Here is a 17203-nt window from a genome sequence, read left to right as displayed (position 1 = left end):
ATCTTATCTGGCTATGAGATGAACTGTTTATTCCGCGCCGTAACCAGTACCCATATATAAGGGTTTAATACATAGGATTCTAATTTCATGGAAATGAAGGAGAATGATCGAAGTGATAAAAAGAGCCTTATTATGGTCAGCCTTGTTTTTTATGTTATGGTTGCTGCTACCGAGCCCATCCCATGCGGCCACATCTTTCGTAAAAGCAAACGTGGAATATGGGCAATTCAAATCGCTCTTCACCTTGGAAGACCCGGTAATGATGAAGGATGGGAGAGTATTGCTTCCTCTGCGGGAGGTCGGCGATATTTTGGGTTTGAAGGTTCATTGGAATCAACCACAGCAAAGGGCGAGTCTGTATGGCGTAAATCTTGAAATGACGCTGCATCCCGGCAACGATGCTGCTTACGTGAACAAGGAAAAGAAAAAACTCCAGACTTCTGTGGAAGTCATCAACGAAAAGCTGTACATTCCTCTCCGGTTTGTTGCCGAAGCCGTGAATGAAGAGGTAAAGTGGGACTCCCATACGAAGACGCTATCTGTTGGCAGTACTTATGCTGTGGGAACAGATAAGGGCATTACATTTTGGCTTAATCGAAAGAACGGCGAGTTCTATCAAGCCATCGGGAACAAAGTGCCGTCGTTTATCGGGATATTAGATATTAGGGTGGAGGAACTGAGACATCTCCAAGTGGATAGACTGTCCGACCACAGTTCGTACGTGCGACTATATGAAGCAGTAGGGATGTCCGCATTAGGTAAGAGATCCGGCCAGGTTTTTGTGAAGAACGGACAAATCATAAAGGAATCGCACTTCGGATTCAGGGGATATTATCCGGATACCAATACGTATAACCTATACGATTTGCAAGAAAAATTATTGTTCACGGATGGCAAGCATGCGGAGTTTCTAAATCATGAAGGGGAAGTGGTGGCTTCCTATAATCTAGGAGAGTTGACGGGAAAAGAAGACGAGGTCTATATGATCGAATATGTCACGGATTCATATATGATCTTACGGGAATATGGTACGCAGCATCTGATACTCTATCATCGAATGCGCGAAATCACCGCGTATGTTCATGAGATACTCCTGCTTCCGCCTGCGGAGAAACAGTTCCTTGAAGAAGTTGCCCTGGACAGAAATAACGAACCGGACCGCGAGCTTATCATTCGCTTCAATAAACAAGAGGAGAATACGCTGTTGTTCCTATATAAGAGTAAAACAACAGGTCAAGTTGATTTGTATCACTTCAATTTAAAAGACTTAAAAAACGACTCCCCCTGATCCTCTGTATGAGGACTAGGGGGAGTTATATTCCGGACAAAACGGTTTGTCCGAACATTTGAATGAAGCAAGTACCGTCGTTCCATTTAAGGTTGTGTTATTACTTATTAATCAAATGCTGATAAGGCTTGTAGTCGATTTCCTTCTTCTGGAGGAAATTCATCAGGAATTTGTAATCGCGCTTCGGCGTAGCCACGATGTAACCTTTGATGCAGTGATCCCGGGTTACTTCGGTTGCGCCGGATTCGACGGCGATTTTACCGATTTCGGCTGCAATGGAGTGTTTGGCGATATCCCGGAACGGTCCCGGAACAGGCTGCACCAGTTCGTCCAGAAATGCTTTGGATTCATCCGTCCACAGCGGGCGGCTTCGCTCTACCCAGTAATTTTGCCAATCGAGCTTTGATTTGCCGTCGGCTTTGGGAAGCACTTTCAGAAACTTGCGGAACATGAAAAATCCGCCGATGCCCATCAGCCCGAGCATGACCCATCCCCAGAAGGCAATGGAGTTCATGAACCATGACGGCGGTGCACTGGACGACAAATAGCCCATGACGGCCCCTGTGCTGTTCATCTGTATATCACCTCAATGATTATTGTCACATGACACTTTCATGAGAATTATAACGCATTTCTAGATTTATTTCGATATACAAGCTAAAATAGGTGTAATTGTGTGTTAAAAAAGGGGGATGCAGCATGTTGAAAATTGGTTCCCACGTGTCGTTTTCGGACAAGGGATTGCTGACTGCGACGGCTGAAGCCACGTCATACGGCTCCAGCTCGTTCATGATATATACCGGCGCACCGCAAAATACGCGCCGCAAGCCGATCGATTCCATGTTTATCGAAGAAGGCAAGGCTGCCATGCAGGAAAGCGGGATTGAAGAGATCGTGGTCCACGCGCCTTACATTATCAACCTTGGATCGTACAAGCCCAATACGTTTGAGCTGGCGGTTAGCTTTCTGCAGGAGGAGATTCGCCGCACGCATGCGGTCGGCGTGAAGAACATCGTTCTCCATCCCGGCGCATATACCGATAAGGATGCGGAATACGGCATCGACCGAATTGCCGAAGGGCTCAATGAAGTGCTCGGCGGTACGGATGAGACTGAAGTGAAGATTGCGCTGGAGACGATGGCCGGCAAAGGCACCGAGATGGGACGCAGTTTTGAAGAAATTGCTTCCATTATTGATAAGGTGAAGTACAATGACCGTTTGGCCATTTGTCTCGACACCTGTCATATTCATGATGCGGGTTATGATATCGTAAATGATCTGGACGGCGTCCTGGAGCAGTTCGACAAGCTGATCGGACTCGACCGATTAACGGTCGTACACGTGAATGATAGCAAGAATCCGCGTGGAGCGGGTAAAGACCGTCATACGCCAATTGGAACCGGATGGATCGGCTATGAAGCGATCCAAAGAGTGGTTCATCATGAGAAGCTCCAGGGCAGACCGTTCATTCTGGAGACGCCGTGGATCGGTAAGGATCCGAAAACGCAGCGTCCGATGTATGAGATCGAGATTGCGCTTCTGCGCGGGGATGTGGAAGGCCGTTTCGGGCAAACTTTTACTCAGCAAGTAGAAGAACTGGGTGCTTTCTTTGCGAAGGAAGGCATCGAATCCCGTTCGTTCATGCTGGATACCTGGGCGCTTCTGAAGAATGACGCGAAAGCCAAAAAGGCCGATCCACGCGAACCGATGGAGCGCCTGTACGATATGGTCATGGCAGCAGGCCTGCTGTCCGACCTTTCGGAGGAGCAGATCAATCAGCGCCTGATCGCTTGGTTGTCCGGTGTTCCCCTGAATTCATAAGCTTCATTAGAAATGACTTTATATTAAGAATACTAAGGCATTCTCAGGATAACGTCCGCATGGCGCGGTATGTTTTCCTGGGAGGCCGTTTGACGTTAATTGCAGATTTAAAAGGAGGATCACCGAGTCTCATGGAAATTCACATCAAGAAGGATCTGCCGTCTGCGGCAGGTCAGTACCCTAATCGTGCCCGCATGCTGATCTCCTGTCCGGATGGACCGGGAATTGTGGCGGCGGTCTCCCAGTTTCTGTACCAGCATGGCGCCAACATCGTTCAGTCTGACCAATACACGATGGATCCGGCCGGCGGCATGTTTTTTATGCGGGTTGAATTTGATCTGGAGGATTTGAATACAAAGCTTCCCAAGCTGGAGGAATCCTTCCGGGAAGTTGCCGATCAATTCCGTATGGAATGGAATATTTACCATGCAGCCCGTAAGAAACGACTGGCGATTTTTGTTTCAAAAGAAGATCACTGCCTTGTTGAGCTGTTGTGGCAATGGCAGGCCGGCGACCTGGATGCGGATATCGCACTGGTCGTAAGCAACCATCTGGATATGAAGGAATACGTGGAATCGTTCGGTATCCCGTATCACCATATTCCGGTTACGGCGGATACGAAGCCTCAAGCGGAGCAGCGTCAGCTGGATGTGATCGGCGATGATATCGACGTGATTATCCTTGCTCGTTACATGCAAATTATTTCGCCAACCTTTATCGAACATTACCGGAACCGGATTATCAACATTCACCATTCTTTCCTTCCGGCCTTTGTCGGCGGCAAGCCTTATGCGCAAGCGTATAACCGCGGGGTGAAAATTATCGGAGCCACCGCCCATTATGTAACCGAAGAGCTGGATGGCGGACCGATTATTGAGCAGGACGTGCAGCGCGTTAGTCACCGTGACGATGTCAACGAGTTGAAGCGTATTGGCCGTACCATCGAACGCGTAGTGCTTGCAAGAGCCGTCAAATGGCATGTCGAGGATCGGATTCTGGTGCATAACAATAAAACGGTTGTATTCAACTAACGATTGCAAATAAGGCTGTATTCGGACGATTCATCATAGATAGTACAATGGAGCAGCCTAACACTTTAACGCTGCAATGGATTACCCCTTGATCCCGCTCCTCTTATTGGAGTGGGATTTTTATTTATGGAAGGAAACGTCAAACTTTTTATAAATTCGACTCGTCAATATAGTTGAACTTGTGAAGAGAACCTTTACATACGTCTTATGAACCTATGTGTCAGTTTTCATGCGAAAGCAATTTATATGTGGAGAGGGGAATCATCAGTTGTCGTTTTATACAAAAAAAACGTGGATGTTGCTGCCGATGGTGGCGCTGCTGATTGTTGCAACGTTATCCTTGTCGATTCCGGCCGGAAACGTCTACGCCGACGGAGCGAAGATTGGGATTCAATCCGAAATGGGTTATCAAGGCAAGATTAAACATGATAAATGGAATCCGCTCAAACTGACCTTAACCAGTGACCGGGATATATCCGGTGACGTGGTTGTGCAGATTCAGAACTATAATGGCTTTGGATATCAAACTTCCTACGTCCAGCAGGTCGACCTGCCGAAGGATACGCCGAAGGAAGTCGTGATCGGCATTCCAGGGGCCGTGCTGAATAAAGATAATAACCAGATCCTCTTCTATGAAGGATCTTATACCAAGGGGAAGCAGATTCCGTTTGCCACAGGTAAAAATTACGTGCAGGCTTCTCCGTATCAAGGCGCACTCATTGCCGTGTTATCCGATGATCCGGATACAATGAATTTCATGAATGTCCTTAACGGCAAGGGCAACAGCGTGAATGTGTTCCCGCTTAAGAACGCCAGCGTTCCGTCGGATGGAATGCTGTTGAACGGACTGGACGTCATCGTGATCAACAATTTTGCTTCCGATACGCTGTCAGAGCCGCAGCGCAAGGCGATTACAGATTGGGTAAATAGCGGCGGCACCCTGATTCTGGCCGGCGGCGCGGGATATACCAAAACAGCGGCGCCGTTTGCCGACATAACGCCGGTCGTTGCGAATGGCACCACAACCGTGAACTCGCTGGACGAGCTGGAGAAGCTTGGCGGGAAACCGCTGAAACTGGATGGGGCCTTTACCATTTCTACAGCGAAAGCGGTGGAAGGCGCCCAAATCGGAATTGAAGCGGAAGGACAACCTTTGTTTGCCTCGAAGGCCTATGGCCAGGGGAGCGTTCAATATGCGGCCTATGATCTGGCCATGGAGCCTGTGAGCTCATGGGCGGGCCATCCGGATGCGTGGGCATCGATATTGCGCAATAACCTTCCCATGATGGGTGCGCAGAATGGCATGTACCACAATTCGCTTATGGACAGTTTGAATTACGTTCTGGAGTATTTTCCGTCGCTGAAGATGCCTTCCTTCACACTGTTGTTGTGGATGCTCATTATTTATGCGGTCGTTGTTGCGCCGCTGCTCTACTACATTTTGAAAAAGGCGGATAAGCGGGAATGGGCATGGTTCTTGATCCCGATCATTGCCGTCATCGCGAGCGGTTCCGTTTACGTGGTCGGTTCATCGGACAAGACGCGGGAACTCGCACACACCATCAATTTGATTGAACTAAACGGTCAGGGGGATGCTGTTAAATCGACGGCTTCCGCATTCTTCACGCCTCGAAGCGGGAACTACGCCTTGGAATTTCCGGAGAATACGTATTTGAGAACGGGGCAGTCCCGGAACACGTTTGGGGGAATGGGCGAGAATAAGAATTTTGTCCGAGTGGAGCAGGAGTCCACGACGTTGGAGCTTCGCGACATGTCCCAATGGTCATTAGCCAAGGTATGGGTGGACCGTCAAGGAACCGAGGAGATGGGGCGCCTGGGCATGGACTTGAAGCTGGATCCCAAAGGGGAATTAAACGGTAAGGTCATCAATGACACGATTAACGATTTGACCGAGGTTGTGTTGGTTGTCGGAGGCAAAGCCTACAAGCTGGGAGATATCAAGAAGGGAGAGGCCGCAGCCGTTCCTCAGGACCCGAAACAAATCATCAAATTTACGGGCGGCGACTTGTCCGGGATGCTGTACCCTTATTCGCAGAATGATCCGAAACAGCGCGAGCGTGATATTTTGTCCCAATACGGATATTCCAACAGAATGGTTAACAGGGATGCTTACATTTTGGGATGGAGCAAGGATCATTTGACGAATTATACGCTGAAAGGCGCTGAGGTGGACAGTGATCAGCTAAATTTCTGGATACAGCCGGTGGAGATGGATTGGGGACTGAACGGGGAGATCAACATTCCATACGGCTTCCTGTCTCCTGAGATTTCCCAGGTGAATGCGCCGATGTTCGGGGTTTACCCTCATGGGGTAGAAATGGGACAGGGCAGCTTGATCGCCGAATTCCCGTTAATTTCGGAAGGCAACGTGAAGTATTCGGAATTGTCCGTGAAAGGCACCAAATTCAACAACAACGTCACGATGGAGATCTGGAACTCGAAGAAGAGCGAATGGGAGCCTGTTACAGAAGTGAACAATGTGCATACCATTACCAAAAATCCGGAGCAATATATCGTAGGGAATCGGATCCGTTTCATGATCACCGCCAAGGATCAGACCAACTTTATGATGCCGGAGCTGTCTGTGAAGGGGGATGCCACTCCATGATCGAGATTAGAAACCTGAGTAAAAAATACGGAACGTTCCATGCGCTGAAGGACATCAGTCTTCATATCGAAAAAGGGACGGTGTTTGGATTTGTCGGTCCGAACGGAGCCGGCAAATCCACAACGATGTCCATATTGGCCACCCTGATGCTGCCAACCTCGGGCGTTGCCAAGGTCGGCGGCTTCGATGTGACCCAGCATCCCAAAGAGGTCCGCAAGCGGATTGGCTACATGCCCGATTTCTTTGGTGTGTATGACCAGCTGAAGTCTACCGAATATTTGCATTTTTACGGGGCAAGTTACGGCATTCCGCGCGCCGAGCGGGAACAACTCATTCCGCAGCTCCTGGAGCTCGTCAACCTGAGCGACAAAGCGGATACGTACGTCGACAGCCTCTCGCGCGGCATGAAGCAGCGTTTATGCCTTGCCCGGTGCCTGGTGCATGATCCGGACGTATTGATTCTGGATGAGCCGGCTTCGGGGCTGGATCCGCGGGCGCGGATCGAGATGCGTGAAATATTGAAGGAATTGAAGCTGATGGGCAAGACGATCATCATTTCGTCGCATATTTTGCCTGAGCTGGCGGAGATGGTGGATGAAATTGGCGTGATCGAGCACGGCGAGATGGTTGCCCAAGGCAAGGTGGCTGATATTCAGAGCCGTCTCCGCGTGAAAAAAGTCATCCACATCCGCACGCTCGAGCGCGAAGAGGAACTGGCCGAGAAGCTGCGGGACGAACCGTTTGTCACGTCGGTATTAACGGATAACACGGGCGTCCATGTTCATTACGGCGGGGATGATTCGCAGCAAAGCGCTCTGCTTCGGCAGGTGGTCTCCTGGGAAATTCCGATTGTCTCGTTTCAGGAAGCGCAGAGCAATCTGGAGGATGTATTCCTCGAAATTACCAAAGGAGGACCCCGCGAATGAATTGGAGCAGAAAGCTAATTAATCCGGTCATTGACAAGGAGTTTCGGCTGCGGATGCGTTCTACGCGTTCCATGCTGTCGGTGTTATTTTATGTGTTGGCGCTCGGAGCCGTTGCGATGGGCTTCATTTACCTTTTCTTATATTTGGGACAGCGAGGACCTCAGCGATTCGATCCGCAGATGAGCCAAATGATGTTCTATGTGCTGAGTTTTGCTCAGCTTGTTCTCATCGCGTTCATGGCGCCTGCTCTTACCGCCGGCGTCATCAGCAGCGAGCGGGAGAAGCAAACGCTGAGCATGCTGCTGACGACGCAGCAGAGCTCGGCCACGATTGTGCTGAGCAAGCTGGTGTCGGCACTCAGCTTCATGACATTGATCGTGCTGGCCACCCTGCCGGTATACAGCATTGTTTTCCTGTATGGGGGGATTTCGCCGAAACAGCTCATATCCGTCTTTGTTTTTTATTTATTCGTGATGCTGCTGCTCGGTTCGCTTGGCGTGATGTTCTCGACTTTATTCAAAAGAACCATCGTCGCGATTATTGTCACCTACGGTGCGGGACTTATTATCTTCCTTATAACAGGGCTGCTGTATTTGTTCTTTATGGGGATTGAACAGCAGAATATATATCAAAGCGGGCAGGCGCCTGCGCCGGGCAGCTATTCCTGGGTCGGATATTTGCTGGGTCTGAATCCGGCCGGAGCAATGATGAGTTTGTTCAACCCGTCGTTCTCTAAGGAAGTGTTCCTGCTGCACGGCGGAAGTTTGAACAGCAAGGCCCCCATTGAATTGTGGCTGGAATTCTTCATCGTGTATTCGGTTGTGATTGTTCTTGCCCTGTGGGTTGCCATACGGAAAATACGTCCTATCGCAAGGCGGAAACGTAAGGATAAGGACGAGGCACAGCTCCCGCAAGTACCGGAAATGACGCGGGATGAAGCGTAACCTTAAAGCATAAGAGTACGGTAAGGAGGAAGAGCAATGGACAACATCATGCGTTTTATCGAAGCTGCGAGACGGCGGCTGCAGCGATTTCGCGTCATAACGTATGTTTTATACGGACTGATGGCAGGGTTTGCTGCGCTGCTGCTGCTCCTGGTGCTGGGGAGATTCTTACCCATAGCCTGGCTTCCCGTCGCATCCGTGGCCGTTCCTGTCGGAGCAGGCTTCGTGGGCTTGTTATGGGGATGGCTGCACCGGGTTCCGATCGAAGAGGCCGCTTCTGCGATGGATCATGTTCCGGACGGAGCGGAGCGAAGCGACATGATGGTGACGGCACTATCGTTCAAAGAAGAGGAATCGCAGGCCGCTAAATGGCAGCGCGAGCAGGCGGAACGCTATGGTGCACGTTTTGCGGAGCAATTGCCGGAGCGTCTTCCGTACCCTAGTCGTAAAAGACATCTCTTGATCTGTGGCGCATCGCTGGCTGCCGTGCTCATCCTTGTTTTTGTTCCGAACCCGATGGATAAGAAGGTGGAAGCGGCAAAAGAGGTGCAGAGCTGGATGAAGGAGCAGGCAGCCAAAACCGAAAAGCTTGCGGAAGAGCTCCCGAAAGAAACGCTCGATCCTGCCGACAGGAAGAAGCTGCAGGAGAAGCTGGATGCCTTGAAAAAAGCGCTGGACCGTGAGAAGCATCCCGAGCAAGCGCTGGAGAAGCTGGAAGAAGCGATGAAAGAGCTGGAGAAAATAGCGAAACAGCAGGAGGAAAAAGCAAAGGCATTGTCTGAGCTGGCTAAGCAAATGCAGCAGGAGAAGGCGTTGTCCCAGGTGGGGAAAAAGCTTGCCGAAGGCATGGCCGATGAGCTGAAGCAGGAAATGAAGAAACTCACCGAGCAGGTGAAAAAGATGTCCCAGGAAGAGAAGAACGAGCTGTCCGATGCTTTGAAAAAATTGGCTGAGGAAGCCGCCAAGCAGATGGAGGACGGAAAGCTGGAGCAGGAGTTCAAGAAAGCGGCCGATTCGCTGAAGGAAGGCAAGCTGCCGAAGGAGCTGGAAGAAGCGCTCCAGCAGCTGGCTGAGGAGCTGGCCAAAGCGGCGCAAGCCAAAGCTGCGTCGGACAGTCAATCGCAATCCGCCGCTTCGCTGGCGTCCTCCCTTGCTTCGCAAGGACTGAGCTTGGCCGATCAGATGACGGCTGCCGGTATGTCGGTATCCGATGCCTGGAGTAACGGCGGCAGTGCCGAGGCGTTAGCGCAGGCCGGATCCGGGGAAGGCTCGGGAGAAGAAAGCGAAGGCTCGGAGGGAAGCTCCGGGGAAGGCGGCTCCGGGGCCGGTCAAGGGCAAGGTGCCGGCAGTGGGTCCGGTTCGGGGAGCGGCTCTGGGTCAGGAGCAGGCTCCGGCTCAGGTGGCAGCGGCAGTGGAGGATCGGGAAGCGGGACCGGCAGCGGAGCCGGCCTTGGCTCAGGCGGTCGCGAGCTTGTGACGATCCCCAGGGATTACAAGGGCAGCGGCAATGTGCAAAACGATTCCGGCCAGATCAAGGGCAGCGGCGGAGATATTCAGAAGGGCGGCGTTTCGCCGACCGTGCCGGGCATGTCCAGGCCTTATGAGGAAGTGTACCGCGATTATGAGACCGAAGCGCGCAAAACGTTAGATCGCAATCAGCTGCCTGACCAGATGCAAGGGTTGGTTGAGGAATATTTCATACAGATTAATCCGAATCCGTAGGGGATCGAAGAGCCAACCGATCACGGAAGCTAGAATGAGTACTTGAACTTTACCAAGAAGATGGAGGTTTCGTCCATGTCGGATATTGCAGTGAGACCACAGGAATGGATGGAGAAAATATCAGGCCTGCGGGAACATATCGGCAAGGTGATTGTCGGGCAGCAGGATGTTGTGGAGCAGATGCTCTGGTGTATCTTTGCAGGAGGGCATGCCCTCCTGGAGGGGATTCCGGGTCTCGGTAAAACGATGCTCGTCCGCACGGTGTCGGAAGCGTTGGAATTGTCCTTTTCCCGTATTCAGTTTACGCCGGATTTGATGCCGAGCGATATAACGGGCACCAACATCTTGTCGTTCGGGCAGCATGGAGACACCGGAATGACCTTTCAAAAGGGTCCGCTGTTCAGCAGCATCGTGCTGGCTGATGAGATCAACCGGGCCACGCCCAAAACCCAGAGCGCCTTGCTGGAGGCCATGCAGGAGAAGACCGTCACGGTGGGCGGGGTAACCCATCAGCTGCCCAAACCTTTCTTTGTTCTGGCGACGCAAAACCCATTGGAAAACGAGGGGACGTATCCCTTGCCGGAGGCGCAGCTTGACCGCTTTCTGCTGAAGATCGAAGTATCGTATCCGAGTGCGGATGAGCTGAAGGAAATCGTGAAGCGGACGACGTCCTCCCACGAATTCCAGGTGGAACGACAAATGACCGGAGACGAGCTGCTGGAAATCCAGCGCGGAGCCCGGGAAGTGCTGGTTGCCGAGGAGATTTTGGACTATGCGGTTCGTCTGCTCATGATGACGCATCCGCAAGAGGCTGCGGCCCCGGAGGCGGTACGAAAATACGTCCAGTTTGGTTCCGGACCGCGGGGCATTCAGTCCATCATATCCGTGAGCAAGGTCCGTGCATTGTGCAGCGGGCGGATGCATGTATCGACGGGGGATATTCGCGCCGTGGCTTTATCGGCGCTGCGCCACCGTTTGTTCCTGAATTTCGAGGGGCAGGCGCTCGGCATTACGACAGACCATGTCATTCAGGAGGTTCTGCAAGCGCTGGAGGCATCCGCGTGAGCGGGGGCGGGCACCTGCTTCCTCCGGAGTGGCTTCCCCGTCTGGAGCGGTTGAGTCTGGAGGCCAAGCGACGGGTTGCCGGAACGCTGCAGGGAAAGAGACGATCCCGCTGGCTCGGTTCATCCCTCGAGTTCGCCGATTACCGAGTATATTCTCCCGGGGATGATGTCCGCAGGTTTGACTGGGGCGTCTATTCCCGTACGGGAAAAGCATTCGTTCGTCAATTCATGGACGAGCAGGAGCTGACAGTCAGTCTATTCGTGGATTGCTCGGCATCCATGGGGGCCGTCATGTCATCATCATCTGAAATATCGGCTGCGGATCCGGCGGGAACGAAGGGAAGCCCGAAATGGCTGCTCGCACGTCAACTCGCCGCCAGCATCGGCTACATGGCATTGTCCTCCTACGACAGGCTGCAGGTCGCCTGTTACAGCCGTTCGATTAACGCCCGTCTTCCGATCATGAGAGGAAAGGGCTCGGCCCATCGTCTGTTTTCATTCCTGCAAGGGGCAGAAACGGGAGGTGAGGGCAGCTTGGGTGCTGCGCTTGCCGTTCCTGGTGCACTCCCCCGGCAGCCGGGGATGACCTGGGTGTTCTCGGATTTTTGGCTGGAGGGCGGCGAGGAGGAATTGTTCAGAGCGCTTTCCCTTTTGTCCGGTACCGGACAGGAAGTGGTGCTGGTGCATGTTTTGTCGAGGGAAGAACTGGAGCCTAAATTGACCGGCGATTTGCGATTGGTCGACAGCGAAACGATGAGCGGCAAGGAAGTGGCATTGACGGGTAAAGTACTCGATGCTTACAAAGAGGAGCTGGAGCGGTACCGGACGATGCTCTCCCGCGTGTGCGCGGAGCGGGGAATGTCTTACGTGCTCATTCCGGTGGATATGCCGCTTACGGACGCGATGTTCGGGGTACTGGCAGGAGCAGGACTGGTTACTGGATAAGGCGAAATCTCATGCAGGGTCCGGTGTCTGAGCATCTGCCGGATTTTCTCCGCTTTCGAAAGCTTGGCGACAAGGTAACACCGGTAAATACACAAGCTGTGAAAAGTAGGCTTCACTAGCACCTGTCTGTGATCTCTAGAAACGAACAAGCAGGAAACGCATTAAATCTAGGAAGAGATAGATAGGCCTACATCCAATGCTTGGGGAAAACAGGCAAGTCTCGTTAGTCAGGGTCCACGGAGTAAGGAGGGGACACGTTGGGGATTCAATCTTGGCTGAGTCTATGGTTCGGTTTAACGCTGCCGGCCATCGTGCTTATGTATATGTTCAAACGAAAATATGTGGATACAACCGTTCCCAGCCACTTGCTGTGGGAGCGGGTGCTTCGGAACCTGGAGGCCAACAGGCCGTGGCAGAAGCTGCAGAACCGGCTTCTGCTGTGGCTCCAGCTGCTTGCTGCCGCGCTGATGGTCTTCGCACTGATGCAGCCCTTTATGCAGGTGTCTGGCGGAGGCAGCGCCCATGTGGTCATCGTTGCCGATACCTCGGGCAGCATGAGCGCGCAGATTCAGCCTTCGGCCGAAGGCGAAGCCGCATCCAGGCTGCAATGGATGCAGGAACGAATTAAGGAATACGTGAAGGACCAAGGGAGACGGAGCGAGATCACCCTCCTGTCCGTGGGAGCAAGTCCCATGACGCTGGTCTCCCATGAAAGCGACCGCGCCGCCATCGATAAGGCGGTGGATGGGTTGCGGCCCTATTACGGACAGGCATCCTACAGGGAAACCTTATCGCTCGCTTCCGCTCTGACACGGGAAGAACATGATGCAGAAGTCGTTATTTTTACAGATAGCTATTGGAAGCAGGATACGGCTCCCATATCGTTTCAGGTTCCAGTATCCGTGGAGAAGATACAAGGGGAGCACCCTCTTAACGTTTCCATCGACCAATTCGGCATTTCACTCAAGGGTGAAACAGGTTCATCCTATGCGGCGGTCGCCGTCCTCAGCACGAATGCCAAGGAATCGATGTCGGCCGAAGTGAATCTTTACGGAGATGAACAACTGCTGACCAGCAAGGTACTTGAATTGGAGCCGGGGAAGAGATTAACCGAATCCTTTGCCGATCTGCCGTTTGCCGAAGTGTACCGACTTGAATTATCCCAGGATGACGGGTATGCGGCAGACAATCAATCCTTTGCGTTCGGTTTGGGTCACGGATCTTCGCGCGTCCTTCTGCTGACTTCGGGCAATTTGTTCCTGGAGAAGGCCCTGCAGCTAAGCGGAGCCGAGGTCACCCGGGTTGCCTTAGATGACTCCGAAGACAAGAAGGATGAGGATCCAGGCCCGGATCAAAATACGGACAAGGGCAGCGCAGCATCGGATGTACCGCCCGTACCCGATGGCGAATTTGATCTGCTCGTCATAGACGGGAGCATGCCGGAAGGGTTCAAGCAAGGGAAGTGGGCGGAGCTGGCCGCCAAAACGCCGCTCTGGACGATCGGCGGGGAAGGTTCCAAAGTCGGAAGCCAAGGAGGACGCGCCGTGCTTGCCAAGCATCCGGTGACCGCCTACGTAACCTTATCGGGCGTCTATTTCGGCACGCTGGTGAATCAGGCCCCTGCCTGGGGGGAACCTGTAGTCAAGCTGGGGGATCAACCCATCGTCTATGCGGGAAGCGAAAACGGGCGACCGCGATTGTCGTTTAATTTCCTTCTTCAGGATAGCGATCTTCCGTTATCGCCGGAATTCCCGGTCATGGTCAGCAATGCACTGGAGTGGATGACCTCGGGCAAGGGAAGCGGCCTTGGCCGCTATATGGCTGGCGCGCAAGCGGATATACCGATTGCGGCGGATACGGTAGCTGCAAAATGGGTGCCCAAGAGCGGTCTTGCTCTTACTGACGGTCTTCCTGCTGCAGAACCTCTCCGGAATGAGCAAGGGGTATCGCCGGTACAGATCGTGCCGGAATATCCGGGGCTGTATGCTTTCGAACAGCAGAATGAAGCGGGTGAGAAGCTTAATTATTGGCTTGCTGTAACGGCAGACCCGTACGAGGCGGATTGGAGCAACGATCAGGGTCCATTCGTAAGTCAAGCGGCTCCTAACTTGGATGAGTCTGAAGCGGGAGAGCATGCCGGGACATCCGGCAGCAACGAAACCGCAAACCGCGCCGGCTCGTTAATGCCATGGCTTGTTGTCTTGGCACTGGCTGTGATCGCAGCAGAATGGGGGGTGTACCAGCGTGGGCGTTCAATTTAGCCAACCATGGTTGTTGCTGCTGTTGATTCCAGCAGGATTATTTCTCTACTATGCCTACAAATCGGATTTTCGATTAAGCGGCTTTCGGAAGAAACTGGCTTTATTCTTTAGAACCTGCGTTATTTTATTATTGATTCTTATGATTTCGGGTTTGCATGGCTTTACCGTCCTGAGGGATAAACAGGTTGTGTATCTGGCCGACCGTTCCGACAGTATGGGGGATTCGGCCCGGATCGCGAGCTGGATTAACGATTCTCTCTCGGCAAAAGGCGAGAAGGATGGCACCGCCGTTGTTTCAACGGGGCTTGAGGGCGCTGTAGAACGGCGGTTAACCTCTGCAGAGAATGCAGGAGCCTCTCTTAATGCGCTGCTGGAGCAGCAGTTTACGGGGCTGGAGTCCGGTCTTCAGCTCGCGGGGAGCCTGTTCGAGGGCAACAGCGATTCCAGAATCGTGTTGATTTCGGACGGGGAAGAGAATGTAGGCAGCATGGCAGCGGCGGGAAGGCTGCTGAAGGATCGGGGCATTGCGGTTGATGTGCTTCCGACTCCGAAGCAGGCGATCCAGGATGTTGCCGTGGAGGAACTGAAGGTACCGGATAAACTGTATCAAGCAGAGTCGTTCTACGTGGAGGTCATGATCCGGAGCACGTTTAAGACCTCCGGTGAATTGCGCATTTACGAGGACAACCGCGAGATTGGCCGGGAAAGAGTGGACGTAACCCCGGGCGAGAACCGGTATGCCGTGAAAGGCCTGGCCAAGAATCCGGGACTTCACCGTTACCGTGCCGAAATCTTCATGGATGGGGATGAAGCATCCGCTAATAATACAGCGTTCGATTTTACCCGGGTGGAAGGTCCGCCGAACGTACTGATCGTTGAAGGAACCCCGGGAACGTCGGGTAATATCACGGCGGCACTCGAGTCCGGAATGATCGGCACTGAAGTGATTCCGCCGGAGCTGCTTCCGCTGGAAGCGGCCAAGTATGCCGTATACGACAGCATTATCTTTAATAATGTCTCGGGCAGTGACGTCGGCGGCAAACAGATGGAGCTGATCGAGCAGGCGGTCCGTAGCTTCGGCATCGGGTTTATGATGGCGGGGGGCGAGGACAGCTTCGGGATGGGCGGATATTTTAAAACCCCGATTGAAAAAGCGCTGCCGGTCTCGATGGAGCTGGAAGGCAAGCGGGAGATTCCATCGCTTGGTCTCATACTCGTCATTGATCGTTCGGGGAGCATGGATGGCAACAAGATCGAATTGGCCAAGGAATCGGCTATGCGCACGGTGGAGCTGCTGAGAGCCAAGGATACGGTCGGCGTCGTCGCTTTTGACGATCAGCCGTGGTGGGTCGTTCCGCCGCAGAAGCTCGGGGATAAGGAAGAGGTGCTCAGCAGCATCCAGTCGATTCCGAGCGCAGGAGGAACCAACATCTATCCTGCCGTTTCCTCGGCGCTTGAAGAAATGCTGAAGATTAACGCCCAGCGCAGACATATCATTCTGATGACCGACGGACAATCCGCCATGAATTCCGGGTATCAGGACCTGACCGATACGATGGTGGAGAACAAAATCACGATGTCTTCGGTAGCGGTCGGGATGGATGCCGATACCAACCTGCTTCAATCCTTGGCGGATGCGGCCAAAGGACGTTATTACTTCGTTGAGGATGAAACGACGCTGCCGGCGGTATTCAGCCGGGAGGCCGTCATGCTGGCCAAATCCTATATCGTGGATAAACCCTTTGTCCCGGCCGTTCAGAATGCGGGCGATTGGGCGAGTCTATTCCAGCAGGGCGTTCCGGGGCTATATGGTTATGTAGCGGCAACGCCGAAGTCTTCCGCCCAGACGGTATTGTCCAGTCCGGAGCCGGACCCCATCCTGTCGCGCTGGCAATACGGATCCGGGCGAACGGTGACGTGGACGAGCGATTTAAGCGGAAAGTGGTCCAAGGAATGGGTATCGTGGTCCGGCTTTGCCAACACGTTGACCGAAATCGTGAAGTGGACGTTCCCGCAGTTTACGTCGTCGCCATATGAAGTGACGACCGAGACGGCCGGCAACCAAGTAAAGCTCCAAGTTATGGCAGAGGGCGAGAATCCGCTGGAGAAGCTGAATGCGGTGATCGGGGACGATGAAGCCGGCGAGCAGACGGTAGAGCTTATCCAGGAGGCTCCCGGCCGTTATACCGGACTGGTCAATGTCACGAAGCCGGGAGCCTTCCTCATGTCTCTTGAGGATGCCAGCGGGGAAGAAGCGCTGCAGGCGGCGCCAGGCACCGGTTTTGTCGTGCCGTATTCTCCGGAATACCGGCTGTCCTCCGGCAGCGGCGAGGAAGCCATGAAGCGGCTGGCCGAGGTGACCGGCGGCCGTGTGCTATCTTGGGATAACCCGGCCGAAGTGTTCGACCGGCAGGCGACCTCGCGGATGAATCTCCACGATTGGAGTTATCCGCTGCTGGCGGCGGCCCTGCTGCTGTGGGTCGCCGACATCGCCGTGCGGCGCCTGGCTCTGCCATGGGGCGCCATCGGCGCAAGGCTGGCCGCCCTGCTCCGCAGGCGGCCGGCACCTGCC

The 17203-nt window shown here is 53.3% G+C and carries 12 protein-coding genes; 11 read left to right on the top strand and 1 reads right to left on the bottom strand.

Features of this window, described 5'->3' with window-relative positions:
• The first annotated feature begins 112 nt into the window (after positions 1-112).
• Positions 113-1288 (top strand): copper amine oxidase N-terminal domain-containing protein, encoded by a 1176-nt coding sequence (locus PLA01S_RS29255; protein ID WP_164817545.1) that lies wholly within the window; start codon positions 113-115, stop codon positions 1286-1288.
• Positions 1289-1388: 100 nt separating this feature from the next.
• On the opposite strand, the gene PLA01S_RS29250 is transcribed toward PLA01S_RS29255, so the two are convergent.
• Complete coding sequence (locus PLA01S_RS29250) at positions 1389-1862, bottom strand: DUF2621 domain-containing protein (protein ID WP_127595663.1); 474 nt, start codon at positions 1860-1862, stop codon at positions 1389-1391.
• A gap of 125 nt (positions 1863-1987) precedes the next feature.
• Here PLA01S_RS29250 and PLA01S_RS29245 point away from each other — a divergent pair, with 125 nt between their 5' ends.
• The 10 genes from PLA01S_RS29245 to PLA01S_RS29200 form a co-directional block, all read left to right on the top strand.
• Positions 1988-3109, top strand: a complete 1122-nt coding sequence (locus tag PLA01S_RS29245) for a deoxyribonuclease IV (RefSeq protein ID WP_127595660.1) — start codon at positions 1988-1990, stop codon at positions 3107-3109.
• A gap of 131 nt (positions 3110-3240) precedes the next feature.
• Positions 3241-4140, top strand: coding sequence for a formyltetrahydrofolate deformylase (gene purU / locus PLA01S_RS29240; RefSeq protein ID WP_100539042.1), 900 nt, complete (start codon positions 3241-3243; stop codon positions 4138-4140).
• 268 nt (positions 4141-4408) lie between these two features.
• Positions 4409-6769 carry a DUF8725 domain-containing protein gene (locus PLA01S_RS29235; RefSeq protein ID WP_246059925.1) on the top strand — a complete coding sequence of 787 codons (2361 nt, stop codon included), beginning with the start codon at positions 4409-4411 and terminating at the stop codon, positions 6767-6769.
• Positions 6766-7695 (top strand): ABC transporter ATP-binding protein, encoded by a 930-nt coding sequence (locus PLA01S_RS29230; protein ID WP_127595654.1) that lies wholly within the window; start codon positions 6766-6768, stop codon positions 7693-7695. Before PLA01S_RS29235 ends, PLA01S_RS29230 begins: the two co-directional genes overlap by 4 nt.
• Positions 7692-8639 (top strand): ABC transporter permease, encoded by a 948-nt coding sequence (locus PLA01S_RS29225; RefSeq protein ID WP_127595651.1) that lies wholly within the window; start codon positions 7692-7694, stop codon positions 8637-8639. The genes PLA01S_RS29230 and PLA01S_RS29225 overlap by 4 nt, the downstream gene beginning before the upstream one ends.
• Before the next feature lie 36 nt (positions 8640-8675).
• Positions 8676-10361 (top strand): DUF8809 domain-containing protein, encoded by a 1686-nt coding sequence (locus tag PLA01S_RS29220; protein ID WP_127595648.1) that lies wholly within the window; start codon positions 8676-8678, stop codon positions 10359-10361.
• Positions 10362-10436: 75 nt separating this feature from the next.
• Complete coding sequence (locus PLA01S_RS29215; protein ID WP_100539037.1) at positions 10437-11426, top strand: AAA family ATPase; 990 nt, start codon at positions 10437-10439, stop codon at positions 11424-11426.
• Positions 11423-12370: a DUF58 domain-containing protein gene (locus PLA01S_RS29210; RefSeq protein ID WP_127595645.1), complete on the top strand. Its 948-nt coding sequence runs from the start codon at positions 11423-11425 to the stop codon at positions 12368-12370. The genes PLA01S_RS29215 and PLA01S_RS29210 overlap by 4 nt, the downstream gene beginning before the upstream one ends.
• 257 nt (positions 12371-12627) lie before the next feature.
• The gene (locus tag PLA01S_RS29205; RefSeq protein ID WP_127595641.1) at positions 12628-14631 is read left to right on the top strand and encodes a vWA domain-containing protein; all 2004 of its coding nucleotides are present in this window, start codon (positions 12628-12630) and stop codon (positions 14629-14631) included.
• Positions 14615-17203 (top strand): VWA domain-containing protein (locus PLA01S_RS29200; protein ID WP_127595638.1); only part of this gene is annotated, 2589 nt, incomplete at its 3' end. The genes PLA01S_RS29205 and PLA01S_RS29200, both read left to right, overlap by 17 nt.

The organism is Paenibacillus lautus NBRC 15380 (assembly GCF_004000945.1).
Taxonomy (GTDB): Bacteria; Bacillota; Bacilli; order Paenibacillales; family Paenibacillaceae; genus Paenibacillus_AQ; species Paenibacillus_AQ lautus.
Note: the sequence above shows the minus strand (reverse complement) of the source record. Positions and strands in the feature narration are given on the sequence as shown.